General features: G+C 72.7%; 13 protein-coding genes. 9 read left to right on the forward strand and 4 right to left on the reverse strand.

Annotated features, from left to right (window positions below):
- Nucleotides 1–2: 2 nt before the first annotated feature.
- Complete coding sequence (locus AB0A69_RS10700; protein WP_361418134.1) at nt 3–500, forward strand: peptidylprolyl isomerase; 498 nt, start codon at nt 3–5, stop codon at nt 498–500.
- A gap of 61 nt (nt 501–561) precedes the next feature.
- Here the strand turns inward: AB0A69_RS10700 and AB0A69_RS10705 are convergent, their stop codons facing one another.
- On the reverse strand, nt 562–1,458 hold the full coding sequence (locus tag AB0A69_RS10705; protein WP_361418137.1) for an NAD(P)-binding domain-containing protein: 897 nt from the start codon (nt 1,456–1,458) through the stop codon (nt 562–564).
- Between the two features lie 161 nt (nt 1,459–1,619).
- Here AB0A69_RS10705 and AB0A69_RS10710 point away from each other — a divergent pair, with 161 nt between their 5' ends.
- Nucleotides 1,620–2,126, forward strand: coding sequence for an SMI1/KNR4 family protein (locus AB0A69_RS10710; protein WP_361418140.1), 507 nt, complete (start codon nt 1,620–1,622; stop codon nt 2,124–2,126).
- 83 nt (nt 2,127–2,209) lie between these two features.
- Here AB0A69_RS10710 and AB0A69_RS10715 read toward each other — a convergent pair whose 3' ends face one another.
- Nucleotides 2,210–3,874 carry a penicillin-binding transpeptidase domain-containing protein gene (locus AB0A69_RS10715; protein ID WP_361418143.1) on the reverse strand — a complete coding sequence of 555 codons (1,665 nt, stop codon included), beginning with the start codon at nt 3,872–3,874 and terminating at the stop codon, nt 2,210–2,212.
- 97 nt (nt 3,875–3,971) lie between these two features.
- The gene (locus AB0A69_RS10720; RefSeq protein WP_361418146.1) at nt 3,972–5,711 is read right to left on the reverse strand and encodes a phospholipid carrier-dependent glycosyltransferase; all 1,740 of its coding nucleotides are present in this window, start codon (nt 5,709–5,711) and stop codon (nt 3,972–3,974) included.
- Between the two features lie 61 nt (nt 5,712–5,772).
- Here AB0A69_RS10720 and rsmI point away from each other — a divergent pair, with 61 nt between their 5' ends.
- The 6 genes from rsmI to AB0A69_RS10750 all read left to right on the forward strand — a co-directional run bounded on the left by rsmI (nt 5,773) and on the right by AB0A69_RS10750 (nt 11,482).
- The gene (gene rsmI, locus AB0A69_RS10725) at nt 5,773–6,666 is read left to right on the forward strand and encodes a 16S rRNA (cytidine(1402)-2'-O)-methyltransferase (protein ID WP_361418149.1); all 894 of its coding nucleotides are present in this window, start codon (nt 5,773–5,775) and stop codon (nt 6,664–6,666) included.
- Nucleotides 6,667–6,808: 142 nt separating this feature from the next.
- Nucleotides 6,809–7,252, forward strand: a complete 444-nt coding sequence (locus AB0A69_RS10730) for a hypothetical protein (protein WP_361418152.1) — start codon at nt 6,809–6,811, stop codon at nt 7,250–7,252.
- Nucleotides 7,253–7,283: 31 nt separating this feature from the next.
- Nucleotides 7,284–8,153: a TatD family hydrolase gene (locus AB0A69_RS10735; RefSeq protein ID WP_361418155.1), complete on the forward strand. Its 870-nt coding sequence runs from the start codon at nt 7,284–7,286 to the stop codon at nt 8,151–8,153.
- A 163-nt stretch (nt 8,154–8,316) separates the two neighbouring features.
- On the forward strand, nt 8,317–9,726 hold the full coding sequence (locus AB0A69_RS10740; RefSeq protein ID WP_361418159.1) for a ubiquitin-like domain-containing protein: 1,410 nt from the start codon (nt 8,317–8,319) through the stop codon (nt 9,724–9,726).
- A complete protein-coding gene (gene rsmA / locus AB0A69_RS10745) occupies nt 9,723–10,586 on the forward strand; it encodes a 16S rRNA (adenine(1518)-N(6)/adenine(1519)-N(6))-dimethyltransferase RsmA (RefSeq protein WP_361418162.1) in 864 nt (287 codons plus the stop codon). The genes AB0A69_RS10740 and rsmA overlap by 4 nt, the downstream gene beginning before the upstream one ends.
- Entirely contained in the window at nt 10,583–11,482 is a 900-nt protein-coding gene (locus AB0A69_RS10750; protein ID WP_361418165.1) for a 4-(cytidine 5'-diphospho)-2-C-methyl-D-erythritol kinase, read from the forward strand. The genes rsmA and AB0A69_RS10750 overlap by 4 nt, the downstream gene beginning before the upstream one ends.
- Before the next feature lie 37 nt (nt 11,483–11,519).
- Here AB0A69_RS10750 and AB0A69_RS10755 read toward each other — a convergent pair whose 3' ends face one another.
- The gene (locus AB0A69_RS10755; protein WP_361418168.1) at nt 11,520–12,206 is read right to left on the reverse strand and encodes a lipoprotein; all 687 of its coding nucleotides are present in this window, start codon (nt 12,204–12,206) and stop codon (nt 11,520–11,522) included.
- A gap of 63 nt (nt 12,207–12,269) precedes the next feature.
- On the opposite strand from AB0A69_RS10755, the gene AB0A69_RS10760 reads away from it, so the two are divergent.
- Nucleotides 12,270–14,078, forward strand: a complete 1,809-nt coding sequence (locus AB0A69_RS10760; protein WP_361418170.1) for an ABC-F family ATP-binding cassette domain-containing protein — start codon at nt 12,270–12,272, stop codon at nt 14,076–14,078.
- Nucleotides 14,079–14,304: the final 226 nt, after the last annotated feature.

A 14,304-nucleotide genomic window follows, 5' to 3' on the forward strand; every position in this document is an offset into this window, starting at 1 on the left:
CCATGACTGACAACAGCAACGTCTTCTTCGACATCACGATCGACGGCAAGGAGGCCGGCCGGATCGTCTTCAAGCTGTACGACGACGTCGTCCCGAAGACGGCCCGCAACTTCCGCGAGCTCGCCACCGGCCAGCACGGCTTCGGCTACGAGGGCTCCAGCTTCCACCGCATCATCCCCGCCTTCATGCTCCAGGGCGGTGACTTCACCGCCGGTAACGGCACCGGCGGCAAGTCCATCTACGGCGAGAAGTTCGCCGACGAGAACTTCCAGCTCAAGCACGACCGCCCGGGCCTGCTGAGCATGGCCAACGCGGGCCGCAACACCAACGGCTCGCAGTTCTTCATCACGACGATCGTCACCGACTGGCTCGACGGCAAGCACGTCGTCTTCGGCGAGGTCGTCGAGGGCATGGAGCTGGTCAAGAAGATCGAGTCCCTCGGCACCAGCGCGGGCACCCCGAAGGCCAAGGTCACCATCGCCAAGTCCGGCACGGTCTGAGCCCCCCGCCGCAACGGGACCGGCCGCCGCGCGGCCGGTCCCTGCGGCCGCCGGCCCCTGCTCACCGCTTCCTGAAGTGCTCGACCAGCCGCGCGTAGCTGTCCTTGGCGTGCCCCTCTTCCACGGCCTTGTTCACGAGACCGAGGGTGTAGCCGGGGAACGCGGCATCGATGTTCCGCGCCTCGCTCTCGCGGACGAGGTCCTCGAGCGAGGGACGGTGGTGCTGGAGTGCTCCGTACTCCGTCGCGTACGCGCCGCGGTCCACTTCGTCGGCGGTCATCGGCAGGAAGGCCAGCAGCGCGGAGAGGGACGGGGCGGCGTCGTCCAGGAACCGCTTCACCTCGATGCCCTCGCTGGACAGCAGGGCGGCCGCGTGCAGGAACCCGTTGAGCGCGCCCCACATCGTGTCGTGCACGGCCATCCCGTACAGGGCCGGTATACCGGCGTCGGCGGCGATCAGGGCTCCCCGGCCGCCGATGAGCCGGAGCGTCGGCTGGAAGCGGTCGTACACGGCGTCGGAGCCGCCGTAGAAGACCACGCTCTCCGCGCCTCCGACGGCCGGGGCGATCGTCATGATCTGCCCGTGGAGGTACTGCGCGCCCTGGCGCCCGGCCCAGTCGGCCACCGCCCTGACCTCCGCCGACGTACCGTCCGTCAGGTTGAGCACGGCGCGACCGGCCAGCGCGTCCCCCGAGGACTCCAACAGTGCGCGGGCCGTGGCGTTGCCCTTCACGCTGACGACCACGAGCGAACCGGCGGCGACGGCGTCCCGGACGGTCGTGGCCCGCTGAGCCCCCCTGGCCACCAGGGCGTCGGCCTTCTCCGGCGTACGGTTCCACACCGTGGTCGGATGCCCGCCGTCCAGGAAGGCGCTCGCGAGGGCGAAGCCCATTTCGCCCAACCCGAGCACGGTCACGGCCGGCTGGGCATCGGTCTGTGCTGAGGCAGTCGTCGTCATCGTCATCCTCATTCAGGTCGCCGTGAGCCCGGCTGGTGCAGGGCGACACGGTGTCGTGGAACGTCACGCTAGAAGCTGAACCGCACTTGAGGTCAAGGGAGTCGTCTTCGACGATCAGGGCTCGGGCGTCGGCGCCGTACACCGCCCCTACGATGACGCTCATGACAAACGCCGAGCAGCTTCAGCGGCCGTTCTGGGACACGGGCAGCGACCGCCAGGTGCAGCCGCCCCTGACCGAGCAGTCGATCGCGGAGGCACAACGGCTGTTGGACGTCGTGCTTCCCGACTCTCTGCTCGAACTCCTCCGCGAACAGAACGGCGGCCTGGTCGCGTCGAGCCGGGACGCCTTTCCCACCAGTCGGCCGACCTCGTGGGCGCCTGACCACGTCCCCTTCGACTTCGTGATGGGCATCGGCCACGATGAGCAGGCGCTGTCCCTGTTGGACAGCCCGTACCTGGTGGAGGAGTGGGGGCTGCCCGCGGACGTCGTCCTGATCTCGGGTGGCGGGCACTACTGGATCGCACTGGACTACCGGGCCTGCGGCCGGCAGGGGGAGCCGTCCGTGGTCTGGTTCGACGCGGACGACCACGCCGAACTGGCCCTCGCCCCGGACTTCCGTTCCTTCATCGAGGGCCTCACCTCCTCCGCCGAGTTCGACGACGACTGAGGGACGGTCCGTCCGTCAGGGCCGGAGCCATGGCCCGTACGCCGGCGGTAGGCGTACGCCCCATGGGTCTCGGCCCGCGCGCCCTACCGCGCCTTCAGCACCGACGCCACCAGAGGCCCCGCCGCGTCGCCGCCGTGGCCGCCGGACTGGACGACCGCCGCGGCCGCGAGGTCGTCGGCGTACCCGGTGAACCAGCTGTTGGAGGAGGACTGGCTGTCCACCTCGGCCGAACCGGTCTTCGCGCCCTTGTCGTTCGTACCGAGCCCGGACATCGCCCGCGCGCCGGTCCCGGTCGTCGCCGTCGCGTGCATCATGTCGCGCAGGGCGCTCGCGATGGAGCCGGGGAGCGGCCGGGCGGTGGCCGGCGCGCGGTCGAGCAGGTCGCGCGGGACGATGACCGGCTGCTTGAAGGAGCCGTTCTTCGCGGTGGCGGCGATCGAGGCGACGTTGAGGGCGTTCATCGTGATCTTGCCCTGGCCGATGTACGAGGCCGCCGTCTCGGCCCCCGCCGACTGCGGCACGCTGCCGTCGATGGAGCGGACGCCGGTGTTCCACTCCTCGCCGATGCCGAAGTACGTGCGGGCCGTGGCGCCCAGCGCCGTACCGGCGACGCCCTTGTCGTTCAGCGGCTTGACGGCCTTGATGAAGGCGGTGTTGCAGGAGCGGCGGAAGCTGTCCCGGAAGGTGCCGCCCTGGATGTCGAAGCCGTTCAGGTTGTGGAAGGGGACGCCGTCCCAGGTGACGTTCGCCGGGCACTCCACGCGGTCGCCGGGGCCGGAGACCACGCCCTGGTCCAGCATCATCGCCGCCGTCACGATCTTCATCGTCGAACCGGGCGCCTGGAGGCCGAGGAACGCGGCGTTGAAGCCGTCCTTCCGGTTGTTGGCGACCGCCCGTATCTCCCCGGTGCTCGGCTTGATCGCCACCACCGACGACTCGCCGTACCGCCGCACCGCCTGCTCGGCGGCGGCCTGCACGTCCGCGTCCAGCGTGGTCCGCAGCTCGCCCGGCTCGCCCTTGGCGAGCGTCAGCAGCGTCTCCCTCGCCGCACCCTCGGCCGCGCCCCCCGCCGCCGGCTCGATCCACGTCTCCACGCCCGGCTTGCCGCCCGTCTCGGAGCCGTACTTCTCGCGCAGCTGGTCCAGGACTGGGCCGAGCGAGGGGTACTTCTCCTTCGTCAGCTCCCGGCCCTCGTGGTCGACGGCCTTCACCGGCGGGTCGGGCGCCTCGCCCGTCCGCAGGACGGCGTCCTTGGTGAGCTTCGGGTGGATGACCGCCGGCTGCCAGTCGACCAGCGGCCTGCCCGTCGTGACGCCCCGCACCACCGTCAGCTCGGAGGCGTACGTCCAGCGCTGCGAGACGCCTTCGTACGTCACCGTCGCGTCGACCGTGAACGGCACCTTCGGACCGATCGCCTTGCCCGGCGTGATGACCGCCTTGGAGACGTGGGCCTCCTCGCGGAAGCCCCGTACGGCCGGGGTCGCGGTGCCGGCGGCGTTGGTCAGCTCGCCCGCCGCGTCCGCGTCGCCCCCGGCCCACGCCGCCAGGAACTCCTTCGCCGTCCGCTCCACCTCGTCGCCGGTGACCGGCCCGCTCCCGGCGCTCCGCGTCCCGGGGGCGGCCTTCGACGAGGACGCGGCCGTCGTCCCCATCACCCCGTTCCACAGGTTGTACGCGCCGTACCCGACGCCGCCCGCCACCACGGCGAACACACTCCCGACGACGGCTACCTTCGCTCCGCTGCGCATCCGTGCAGTCCCCCTCCGCCCCGTAAACGGCAGTAACGCTACGGGACGGTAGTGACAACGGTGCCCGTCGTTATCCGAACGGAACGTCAGTCCCGGCTCACACCCACGTATCCAGCCACATCCGGTCCCGCCACTCGTCCATCGGGATCGACTGACCCGTGTACAGCGGCCAGAAGTAGATGAAGTTCCAGATGATCAGCAGCACCAGCACGCCCACCCCCACGGCCCCCAGCGTGCGCCGCCGCTCCGCCGAGCCGTCGTGGCCCGGCGGGCCCAGCATGGCCCCCGCCATCATCGCCACCGCCAGGCACAGGTAGGGGACGAACACCACGGCGTAGAAGAGGAAGATCGTGCGGTGCTCGTAGTGCAGCCACGGCACCCACCCGGCGGCGAAGGCGCAGGCGATCGCGCCCGCGCGCCAGTCGCGGCGGAAGAGCCAGCGCCACAGGACGTACAGGACCGCGAAGCACGCCGCCCACCACAGCAGCGGCGTACCGATCGCCAGCACCTCGCGCGCGCACTTCTCCGTGGCGTCCGCGGGGCAGCCGGCCGTCCCCGGCGCCGGGTCCTCGTAGAAGTACGAGACGGGCCGGCCCAGCACCATCCAGCTCCACGGGTTCGACTGGTACGTGTGCCCCGAGGTGAGCTGGATGTGGAAGTCGTAGACCTGCGTCTCGTAGTGCCACAGGCTGCGCCACCAGTCCGGGAACAGCCAGGACCACATGCTGTCCTTGCCGTCCTTCGTGGCCCAGTCCCGGAAGTAGCCCTTGCCCGTGAAGATCCAGCCCGACCAGGAGGCGATGTACGTCACGACCGCCACCGGCACCGTCGACACGAACGCGGGCAGCAGGTCGCGCGTCAGCACCGCCCCGTACGGCCGGAAGGCACCCGCCGTACGGCGCGCGCCCACGTCCCACAGGACCGTCATCACACCGAACGCCGCCAGGAAGTACAGGCCGTTCCACTTCGTCGCGCACGCCAGCCCCAGCAGCACCCCGGCGCCGATCCGCCACGGCCGCCACCCCAGGCCCAGCGTCTCCGCGATCCGCACGTCCGGCCGCAGCACCCCGTCCGGGTCGACCGGCAGGGCGGCCGCCAGCCGCGCCCGCGCCCGGTCCCGGTCGACCAGAAGGCAGCCGAAGGCCGCCAGCACGAAGAACATCACCACCAGGTCGAGCAGCGCCGCCCGGCTCATGACGAAGTGCAGCCCGTCCACCGCGAGCAGCGCGCCCGCCAGGCACCCGAGGAACGTCGACCGCAGCAGCCGCCGCCCGATCCGGCACAGCATCAGCACCGACAGCGTGCCGAGCACCGCCACCATGAAGCGCCAGCCGAACGGCGTGAAGTCGAAGATCCACTCGCCGAGCCCGATGACCCACTTGCCGACCGGCGGGTGCACCACATAGCCCGGGTCCGTCGGCACGGTCACCGCGTCCGGGTTCGCCAGGATCGACTTGTCGACGTCCTTCGGCCAGGCCCCTTCGTACCCCTGGTTGATCAGCGCCCAGGCGTCCTTGGCGTAGTACGTCTCGTCGAATATCACCGCGTGCGGCCGGCCCAGGTTCCAGAACCGCAGCACCCCCGCCACCAGAGCCACCAGCAGCGGTCCGCCCCACGCCGTCAGGCGCACCAGCACGTCCGCCGCGGTGGGCGGCACCCCGAGGACCGTCCACATCCGGCCCGAGGGGCGCGTGTACGGGGGAACCAGCCGCTCCCGCAGGCCGGGCACGGGCCGCGGGGCGTAGCCGAAGCGGCGCAGGCGCCGTTGCCAGGAGGGCGGACTCCCGATGCCGTCGGCGCCCTGCGCGCGCAGGGCCTTCTGAGCAGTACTGGTCACCGCGCCATCGTAGGGAACGCGCCTGTGCGCGTCGCCTCTCCGGGCTGCGAGGATGGCACCTGTGACAGGAACGGGAACGGTAACCGGAACGCTCGTCCTCGCGGGGACCCCGATCGGTGACGTGGCGGACGCCCCGCCGCGGCTGGCCGCCGAGTTGGAGGGCGCCGACGTCATCGCCGCCGAGGACACCCGGCGGCTGCGGCGGCTGACGCAGGCGCTCGGCGTGCACACGCGCGGCCGGGTCGTGTCGTACTTCGAGGGCAACGAGTCCGCCCGTACCCCCGAGCTGGTCGAGGCGCTCGCGGGCGGGGCGCGCGTGCTGCTGGTCACCGACGCGGGCATGCCGTCCGTCTCCGACCCCGGCTACCGGCTGGTCGCCGCCGCCGTCGAGCGGGACATCCGGGTGACCGCCGTGCCGGGCCCGTCCGCCGTGCTGACGGCGCTCGCGCTGTCCGGGCTGCCCGTGGACCGCTTCTGCTTCGAGGGCTTCCTGCCGCGCAAGGCCGGCGAACGGCTCGGCCGGCTCCGCGAGGTCGCCGCCGAGCGGCGCACCCTCGTCTACTTCGAGGCCCCGCACCGCCTCGACGACACGCTCGCCGCGATGGCCGAGGTCTTCGGCCGGGAGCGGCGCGCCGCCGTCTGCCGCGAGCTGACCAAGACGTACGAGGAGGTCAAGCGCGGCGGGCTCGGCGCGCTGGCGGCGTGGGCCGCCGACGGCGTGCGCGGCGAGATCACCATCGTCGTGGAGGGCGCTCCGGAGCCCGCGCCCGGCGACCTCGACGCGGAGGAGCTGGTGCGCCGGGTGCGGGCGCGCGAGGAGGCGGGGGAGCGGCGGAAAGAGGCCATCGCGGCGGTCGCCGCCGAGGCGGGCCTTCCCAAGCGGGAGGTGTTCGATGCCGTCGTGGCGGCAAAGAACGCGCCAGGCGGAAGCTCGGCCAAGCCCGCCGGAGAGTAAAGGACTATCGTAAAAAGCAAAGCCCCGACCGCTCGGCAGGCCTTTCGGTATGGGATGCCCCAAAGCCGGACCAATTTCCGGCATGCGGCGATGCGCTCCCGCCCGTAAAGGCGTCCACTGGCAGCAGTGGAAAGGAGCCAGCATGAGCGAGACCACCAGCACTCCTCCAGTCGCCCACGAGGCGTACTCCTTCGCGTGTATGAAGTGCGGATACGGCTGGGAGCAGGCCTACGACATCGAGCACTACACGGACGCGAGCGGACACGAGTTCGTGGTCTACAGGGCCGAGGGGCGCCGCGTTCCCTCGCCGCTCTCCAACCCCACGTGCCCCAACTGCGAGTCGCACCGTGTTCGCATCATGCGGTCCGGCCGGGTGTCGTCCGTCCTGGACCTGATGGCGCAGGCGTACGAGACGACGGAGAAGAAGAAGGAGACCGGTCAGGAGGCCGAACCGGTCGCCCCCGCCGGGCCCCTCGGCCAGAAGGCCGAGGGGCCGAAGACCGAGCGCGGCCCGGAGGAGCAGACACGGCGCGAACCGCACCACTGGCACCTCGGCGACCTCCTGCGCCACTGGCACCGCAAGTAACCGGCTCCCGGGTGGCTCGTACGATCGGGGCATGAGTGCGAAGGATGCCCCGCCGCCGCTGCCCGAGCCCCTCGGGGTGCCGGTCGCCGATTCCCACACCCACCTCGACATGCAGTCCGGCACCGTGGAGGAGGCCCTCACCAAGGCCGCCGCCGTCGGGGTCGAGACCGTCGTGCAGGTGGGCTGCGACCTCAAGGGCTCCCGCTGGGCGGCGGAGACGGCCGCCGCGTACGACAACGTCTGGGCGGCCGTCGCCCTGCACCCCAACGAGGCCCCGCGCATCGTCCTGGGAGATCCCGACGGCTGGTCCCGGCAGGGGGCCCGGGAAGGCGGCGGGGACGCGGCGCTCGACGACGCGCTCGCCGAGATCGACCGGCTCGCCGCCCTGCCCGAGGTCAAGGCCGTCGGCGAGACCGGCCTCGACTACTTCCGCACCGGCCCCGAGGGCATGGCCGCCCAGGAACGCTCCTTCCGCGCCCACATCGAGATCGCCAAGCGGCACGGCAAGGCCCTCGTCATCCACGACCGCGAGGCCCACGCCGACGTCCTGCGCGTCCTCGCCGAAGAGGGCGCCCCCGAGCGGACCGTCTTCCACTGCTACTCCGGCGACGCCGACATGGCCCGCACCTGCGCCGAGGCCGGCTACTACATGTCCTTCGCCGGGAACGTCACCTTCAAGAACGCCCAGCCGCTGCGCGACGCCCTCGCCGTCGCCCCGCTGGACCTCGTCCTGGTGGAGACGGACGCGCCCTTCCTGACGCCCGCGCCGTACCGCGGACGGCCCAACGCGCCGTATCTCGTTCCGATCACGGTCCGCGCGATGGCGGCCGTCAGGGGCATCGACGAGGAGGCCATGTCGACGGCGATCGGCGTCAACACGGCGCGCGCGTTTGGTTACTGACGGATCACGGGCGCGGGGACCGGGCGCAGGGTAACGGTACGACCCTGCGTAGTCGAGCCGCTTTGGAGAGTGACGGGCGCTCCGCTAGGGTCCCGGCCTCGTGAACGGATTCCGAGCGCCCTTCGAGCCCGCCCCTACGGGCCCGGCCCCGGTCCCTCCGCCCGTGCCCGCCCACCCCGGCGTGCCGCGCCAGGGAGCCGCGGCCGACCCGGAGGCCCCCACCCTGGCGGCGCTCCCCCAGGCCCCGGCGCCGGCGCCCTCCGCCGGCCGCGCGGCGGCCCGCCGGGCACGGCAGGGACGGCACGGCGGCGCCCGGGGCGAGGCCCCGACCGCCCCGGGGCCCGAGTCCCAGGCCGCCTTCGGCGCCGGAACGGCCGCCGCGCGCAACGCCACCGCCCCCGCGCTTCACGGCGGGCGCGCCGAAGCCCGGCGGGCCCGGGCGCGGCGGGGGGGCGCCCGCGCCGCGTGGCACGGGCCCGCTCCCGACGGAGTGTGGCGCCTCGTCCCCCAGGCGCTCGTCGTGGCGTTCCTCGCCGGCGGCACCAGCGCCTTCGTCGCCAGCGACAAGGCGGTCCGCCTCTCCGTCGACGGCGTACCGCGCACCCTGCACACCTTCGCCGACGACGTCTCCGAGCTCCTCGCCGACGAGGGCCTGCGCGTCGGCGCGCACGACGTCGTCGCCCCCGCGCCGGGCGCCGAGCTCGGCAACGGCGACGAGGTGGTCGTCCGGTACGGCCGCCCCCTCGCCCTCACCCTCGACGGCCACAGCCGCCGCGTCTGGACCACCGCCCGCACCGTCGAGGAGGCGCTGCGCCAGTTCGGGGTGCGGGCGGAGGGCGCCTACCTGTCCGTCTCCCGCACCGCCGGGATCCCCCGCCGCGGCCTGACCCTGGACGTCCGGACGGAACGGACGGTGACGTTCCTCGCCGACGGCCGCGAACGCACCATCCGCACCAACGCCGCCACCGTCCGCGAGGCGGTGGAGCAGGCCGGCATCGTCCTCAGCGGCGAGGACACCACCTCCGTGGAGCCCGGCAGCTTCCCGCGCGACGGGCAGACGATCACCGTCCTGCGGATCACCGGCTCCCAGGAGGTGCGCGAGGAGTCCATCCCGTACGCCGTGGAACGGGTCCGCGACCCGTCCCTGCACGTGGGCACCGAGGTGGTGGAGCGGCAGGGCCGCCCGGGCGCCCGCCGCGTCACCTACGCCGTCCGCACGGTCAACGGCGTGCGCCAGCGGCCCCGGAAGATCGACGACGAGGTCGTACGGGAGCCGGTCACCCAGCGGGTGCTGGTCGGGACGAAGCCGATGCCGACCTCCGTCGCCGGAGCCGACCACCTGAACTGGGACGCCCTCGCCCAGTGCGAGTCCGGCGGCCGCCCGGACGCCGTCGACGCCTCCGGGACCTACGGCGGGCTGTACCAGTTCGACCCCGGCACCTGGCAGCGGCTCGGCGGCCGCGGCGTTCCGCAGGACGCCCCCGCCTCGGAACAGACATACCGGGCGAAGAAGCTCTACGTGCAGCAGGGGTCGAGTCCGTGGCCGCACTGCGGCCGTAGGCTGTATCGGTGAGCACCACTGATCCCGACGCCCTCCTCGGCCCCGCCGACATCCGCGAACTGGCCGCCGCGCTGGGCGTACGCCCCACCAAGCAGCGCGGCCAGAACTTCGTCATCGACGCCAACACCGTCCGCCGGATCGTCCGGACGGCCGAGGTGCGCCCCGAGGACGTCGTCGTGGAGGTCGGACCCGGCCTCGGCTCGCTGACTCTGGCGCTGCTGGAGGCGGCGGACCGGGTCGTCGCCGTCGAGATCGACGACGTGCTGGCGGCCGCCCTGCCGTCGACCGTCGCCGCCCGCATGCCCGCGAAGAAGGACCGCTTCACGCTCGTCCACTCCGACGCGATGCACGTGCGGGAGCTGCCCGGCCCGGCGCCCACCGCGCTCGTCGCGAACCTGCCGTACAACGTCGCCGTGCCCGTCCTGCTGCACATGCTCGACCGCTTCCCGACCATCGACCGGACCCTGGTCATGGTCCAGGCGGAGGTCGCCGACCGGCTCGCCGCGCGCCCCGGCAACAAGGTGTACGGCGTGCCGTCGGTCAAGGCCAACTGGTACGCCGAGGTCAAGCGCGCCGGTGCCATCGGCCGCAACGTCTTCTGGCCCGCGCCGAACGTCGACTCCGGGCTCGTCTCGCTCGTCCGCCGCACCGAGCCGGTCAAGACCACCGCGACGAAGGAAGAGGTCTTCGCGGTCGTCGACGCGGCCTTCGCGCAGCGCCGCAAGACCCTGCGGGCCGCGCTCGCCGGCTGGGCCGGCTCGCCCGCCGCCGCCGAGGCCGCCCTGGTGGCCGCCGGCATCTCGCCGCAGGCGCGCGGCGAGGCCCTCACCGTGGAAGAGTTCGCCCGCATCGCGGAGGCCAAGGCAGCGTGACCGAGAGCATCACCGTACGCGTCCCGGCGAAGGTCAACGTCCAGCTGGCGGTCGGCCCGGCCCGGCCCGACGGCTTCCACGACCTCGCCAACGTCTTCCTCGCCGTCTCCCTGTACGACGAGGTCACCGTCACCCCCGCCGACGAGCTGCGGATCACCTGCTCGGGCCCGGACGCCGGCCAGGTGCCGCTGGACGCGACCAACCTGGCCGCCCGCGCCGCCCTCGCCCTCGCCGCGCGCCGGGGCATCCCCGGACACGTCCACCTCCACATCGCCAAGGACATCCCCGTCGCCGGCGGCATGGCGGGCGGCAGCGCCGACGGCGCGGGCGCGCTGCTCGCCTGCGACGCCCTGTGGGACACCGGGGCCACCCGCGGGGAACTCCTCGACATCTGCGCCGAGCTCGGCAGCGACGTGCCGTTCTCGCTGATCGGCGGCGCCGCGCTCGGCACCGGCCGGGGCGAGCGCCTCGAGCCGCTGGAGGTCGGCGGCACCTTCCACTGGGTGTTCGCCGTCGCGGACGGCGGCCTGTCGACACCGGCGGTGTACGGGGAGTTCGACCGGCTCGTGGAGGGCACGGACGTCCCCGCCCCGGCCGCCTCGCCCGACCTGCTGGAGGCCCTGCGCACCGGCGACGCCACCGCCCTCGCGGCCGCCCTCGCCAACGACCTCCAGCCCGCCGCGCTCTCCCTGCGCCCCTCCCTCGCCGCCACCCTCGCGGCGGGCACGGACGCGGGCGCCCTCGCGGGCCTGGTCTCCGGCTCCGGCCCGACGACCGCGTTCCTGGCCAAGGACGCGGAGGCGGCGGCCGCCGTCGCCGACGCCCTGCTCGCCTCCGGCACCTGCCGTACGGCCCGGGTGGCGACGTCGCCCGCGCCGGGGGCGACGGTGGTCTGAGGGCGGGCCGCGCCAGGGCCCGCGGGGCAGGCGCCGGTCAGCCGGCCGGCGTCAGCGACTTCTTCGCCAGCTCGTACGCCGGGAGCATCGCCGTGTGCTCCTCGGCGTCCAGGCCGCCCAGGTGGACGACCACCGGGCCGCCCGGGGTCGTCACCGCGAAGGCGCGCTCGGGCTTCGCCTCGTCGAGGAGCCCGCTGGTGTACGTGACCTCCGTCGCCGGCAGGGCGCCCGCCTTCGTATCGCGGTACTGCGCCTTGCTCGCGCCCTGGTCGGCGGTCACGAAGGCCTCCAGGGCCTCGCGCGGGGTGCCGCCCTTCTCGGTGCCGGTCCAGACGCGGAGGAAACCGATGTGCCCGGCGGGCTTCGCGTCCACCTCGCACACGAGCGTGACCGGGCCCTGCTTCAGTACGAAGTCGGGGTTGGAGATGTCGACCTTCTCGGCCGTCCAGCCCTTCGCGGTGTCGAACGACGCGGGCAGGACGCACGGTGAGCCCGCGCCGCCGAGGGTCTCGCCCTTGGCGGCGGCGGCGGTCGGGGCGGAGGCCGAAGGCGACGGCGAGCCCGAGGCGGACGCCTGCGCCTTCTTCTCGGCCGGCTTCTCCGGCTCCGACGAGCACCCGCTCACCAGCAGCCCCGCCGCCACCACAACCGCCGGAACCGCGCCCCGCACCACGTACCGCCGCATGAAGATCCCCACCCAGAGTTCGATCGAAGGAACGCGCACGCTATCGCACCGTCCGCGGCGGCTACCCTGGTAGGTCGGCCCGTCCCCCCGTACAGGAGTGAAATGGCAGTCAACCTCGTCAATGTCGAGGCAGTCAGCAAGGTGTACGGCACCCGTGCCCTGCTGGACGGTGTGTCCCTCGGCGTCTCCGAGGGGGACCGGATCGGTGTCGTCGGGCGCAACGGGGACGGCAAGACCACCCTCATCCGGATGATCGCCAAGCTGGAGGAGGCCGACACCGGCCGCGTCACGCACAGCGGCGGACTCCGCCTCGGCGTCCTCACCCAGCACGACTCGCTCGACCCCGCCGCCACCGTCCGGCACGAGGTCATCGGCGACCTCGCCGACCACGAGTGGGCCGGCAGCGCCAAGATCCGCGACGTGCTCACCGGGCTGTTCGGTGGCCTCGACCTGCCCGGCTTCCCCCAGGGCCTCGACACCGTCATCGGGCCGCTCTCCGGCGGCGAGCGGCGGCGCATCGCGCTCGCCAAGCTGCTCATCGCCGAGCAGGACCTCATCGTTCTCGACGAGCCGACCAACCACCTCGACGTCGAGGGCATCGCCTGGCTCGCCCAGCACCTGCGGGCCCGCCGCTCCGCGCTCGTCTGCGTCACCCACGACCGGTGGTTCCTCGACCAGGTCTGCACGCGCATGTGGGACGTGCAGCGCGGCGCGGTGCACGAGTACGAGGGCGGCTACTCCGACTACGTCTTCGCGCGCGCCGAGCGCGAGCGCATCGCCGCCACCGAGGAGGTCAAGCGGCAGAACCTGATGCGCAAGGAGCTGGCCTGGCTGCGGCGCGGCGCCCCGGCGCGCACGTCGAAGCCGCGGTTCCGCATCGAGGCGGCGAACGCGCTCATCGCGGACGTACCGCCGCCGCGCGACACCAGCGAGCTGATGAAGTTCGCCAACGCCCGGCTCGGCAAGACCGTCTTCGACCTGGAGGACGTGACCGTCACCGCCGGTCCCAAGGTGCTGCTGAAGCACCTGACCTGGCAGCTCGGCCCCGGTGACCGCATCGGCCTGGTCGGCGTCAACGGCGCCGGCAAGACCTCCCTGCTGCGCGCCCTCGCCGAGGCCGCCACCACCCAGGGCGAGAAGCAGCCGGCCGGCGGGCGGATCGTCGTCGGCAAGACGGTACGCCTCGCGTACCTGTCGCAGGACGTCGCCGAACTGCCGCCGACGCTGCGCGTGCTGGAGGCCGTCCAGCAGATCCGCGACCGCGTCGACCTCGGCAAGGGCCGGGAGATGACCGCGGGGCAGCTGTGCGAGCAGTTCGGCTTCACCAAGGAGAAGCAGTGGACGCCCGTCGGCGACCTCTCCGGCGGTGAGCGCCGCCGCCTCCAGCTGCTGCGGCTGCTGATGGATGAGCCGAACGTCCTCTTCCTCGACGAGCCGACGAACGACCTGGACATCGAGACCCTCACCCAGCTGGAGGACCTCCTCGACGGCTGGCCCGGTTCCATGGTCGTCATCTCCCACGACCGGTTCTTCATCGAGCGCACGACGGACAAGACGTTCGCGCTCCTCGGCGACGCCACGTTGCGCATGCTGCCGCGCGGTATCGACGAGTACCTGGAGCGGCGCCAGAGGATGATCGAGACGGCCGCCCCGGCACCGGCCGCCGCGTCCGCGCCGGCACCCGCGAAGGAGAAGTCGGCGGGCGACTCCCGCGCGGCCAAGAAGGAGCTGCAGAAGATCGAGCGTCAGCTCGACAAGGTCTCCGAGAAGGAGGGCAAGCTCCACGCCCAAATCGCCGAAAACGCCACGGACTTCGAGAAGGTGGCGAAACTGGACGCCGAGCTGAGGGAACTGGCCGCCCAGCGCGAGGACTTGGAGATGCGCTGGCTGGAACTCGCCGAGGACGCCTGACCTCAGGGGGACGCGGCGAAGGCGTGGAGAGCGGATAACGAGGGCATCACGGGCCGGTCCTCCCTTGGGAACAGGGGCGGACCGGCCCGTTCGTCGTCATGGCCGAGTGATAGAAAGAAACCCCGCTCGACTCACGTAATACTGCGGAATCCGTGTCCGATTCGCTCCATTCCGGCGGTACGCGTGCGCGTACGTGCGACGCCCCGGAATCGCGGGGGAGGCCGGT

It is taken from the genome of Streptomyces sp. NPDC045431 (genome assembly GCF_040646655.1).
Lineage (GTDB): Bacteria > Actinomycetota > Actinomycetes > Streptomycetales > Streptomycetaceae > Streptomyces.